We start from the raw sequence: 2,426 nt of genomic DNA, 5'->3' as shown, positions 1-2,426 counted from the left end.
GGCGGGCAGCCACGGCAGTCTACTCAGCTATCAAAACAGCGCTCTGGCGACCGTCCCGCGTCACATCCGTGCTCGCGGTATGAAACCACACCCCCAACAGTGGTTTCTCAACAGCCCCACTGTCCCTGGTTCCACCCATTCTTCCCCGAGGAACCTGAGAGCCAGACCGGGATCAGGGCCAGCGTCCTATCACCAACTTCTGCGTTGTGCAGAAGCCGTTGGCCTTCACCTTGACGACGTACACGCCGGCCTTGAGCACGCGTAGATCGATGACCGTGGTCCCTACCCGACCCGCAGCAATCACCTGAGAGTGGACCTTCTGACCGGTCGCGTCGTAGAAGACAAGTGCCAAGAACCCAGCCTTGGGCAGGCTGTGTCGCGCGGCAGCAAACCGGCCGAGCGGATTCGGGGTGATAGTGAAGTAGATGCTGTCGACCGCGCTTGCCTCCACCCCGAAGCGAGGGTACATGACCTCGAACTGCCCGACCAACGTGTCGTTGCCAGGATTGATGTCGCAGGGCAGAAGTGTGATGCCTGTGATGGTGTAGTAGCCAAGCGAAGGTGTGATCGAGTCTGGAAAAGTCACTACCCCGGACTGGCCTGACTGCACCGGGCCGCTGCCGGCGGTGCTGGCGTAGATCGTGTCGCCAGCGGTTGTCAGGATGCAGAGCCTTGCCGGGATGTCGTTGCAGTCGTACACCGCGTTGTTCCTGACCACTATCTTCGGGTTGAGGGTCGTGTTTGGCTCCACTCGCCCCGGCGGGACTACTATCTCCTCTAGCGAGGCATCGAAGAGCGGGGTGTTTACGACCAGTGGCATGGTGAGCATATCGTTACCCGGTATCTCGTCGCCGGGCAGAAGGGCGATGCAAGTCATGGTGTATTCGCCCGGCCCGGGCGTAACCGAAGCCGCGAAGGTCACAGCAGTCGTCTCGCCAGCTGCAAGCGGGCCGCTGCTGGCAGTGCATGAGTAGACGGTGTCACCGACGTTGCCAATGATGCAGAACGTGACGGGGATGTCGTGGCAACTGCACCGGGCGGCGTTCTTGACGATGACTTGCGGTTTGAAGTTCGTGTTGTATTCAATCTGTCCAGGCGGGTACCCGATCCTATCTACTGCGGCGTCAAGCAACGGACCGGCGAAGTAGACGTCGATGGCGCAATCCCCAACTTCTCCCTGTGACCAGCTACCACCTTTTGGCCTGCTCCAGTGGTTCCAGTGACCGGTGTTGCCGATCGTGTCCAGTCCCAGGTAGGGCCAGTTTGGCCTGATACTCGTCTGGTAGTAGGAGACGAAGAGAGTGTCGCGGTCCACAACGAGTGGCGGTTCGAAGTGCACGTAATTCTTGCACAGGAAGGGCCAGGTATCGGTTCGAAGTCTGCCGACCCAAGCTCCGAGCTGACTTCCGGGAAAGCCGAGAGGTGAATTGGCGACGTCGTAGACCCTGACTTGTGCGTCGTAGGTCGTGTCGTAAGTGCTCGAAAGCCAGACCGCCACGCTTTCTATCGTCACTGGCCGTCCGGGAGCGATGAACCTCTCTGCGAACTCGCCGCCGGCTAGCCAGGTGAGCCTGGTTTCGAACGTACCGTCATTGTAGGACAGGTGTCCCATACCCCAGTCGGAAACGGTCAGACGACCGTAGGTCCAGTCATTGGTCGTGTCCTGGTCTCCGGGAAAGGCCGTGGCGACTGTGTCGAAATACCGTCTCTCCTCGGCCGGCGGAATCCAGCTTGGGAAACAGACCATTCTCGAGTCGCCCGGACCCAGACTCGCCACGTATGCCGTCTCGGGACCGTAGACTCGCGCGCCGGTCGCAGAATCACTGATGATGCAGATGACGGGTATATTGGCTTGAATTTGAGTGCCGAGGTTCATAACGCAGCCGCCTGGGAACACAGTATCGTGGAAGCGAGAGTAGATATCAGGCGCCGGAAGTATCGACGTGGCCCCAACGTCATTGGGGAACATATCGGCCGCTGCACCATTTGGAGAGAGACCCCACAGGCTCTGCTCGACCGCCCCCGCGAGCGGGCGAGCCATCGGTGCGCCCAGCCGGACAATGGCCCCTGGGCTCGCCGGTTTCGCGAGCAGCACGCCTGCAAGCAGCAGGCAGACACAAATGAGGGGTTTTCGGGGACAGGGGGAATACTCGGGACACATCGCTTATCTCGTTTCAGTGAATGCCGGGGTGAATCCGACATCCATCGGGAGTAGGATACTCCGAACCCAGGTCATGTCAAATCGGCGGGGGAGAAGGATCGAGTGGTCCAGTGATCCAGTGCTCCAGTGGGCGAGTGGCCGGAAGCAGTCAGCCGTCGGCTGTCAACCGCGGGCCGCCAGCCACTAGCTGCCGGCGGGTGAGTACGGTTGGTGAAGGCGGTTCCTGATCGTCTCGGCGACACGGTCTAGGTCTGGGCGGGCGGCT

At 60.7% G+C, this 2,426-nt stretch carries 1 protein-coding gene; it reads right to left on the bottom strand.

What is annotated here, in order from left to right; genetic code table 11:
* Nucleotides 1–172: 172 nt before the first annotated feature.
* On the bottom strand, nt 173–2,161 hold the full coding sequence (locus FJY68_14220) for a T9SS type A sorting domain-containing protein (GenBank protein ID MBM3332978.1): 1,989 nt from the start codon (nt 2,159–2,161) through the stop codon (nt 173–175).
* Nucleotides 2,162–2,426: the final 265 nt, after the last annotated feature.

The sequence above is a fragment of the candidate division WOR-3 bacterium genome (genome assembly GCA_016867815.1).
Lineage (GTDB): Bacteria > Hydrothermota > Tepidihabitantia > Tepidihabitantales > Tepidihabitantaceae > UBA2258.
Note: the sequence above shows the minus strand (reverse complement) of the source record. Positions and strands in the feature narration are given on the sequence as shown.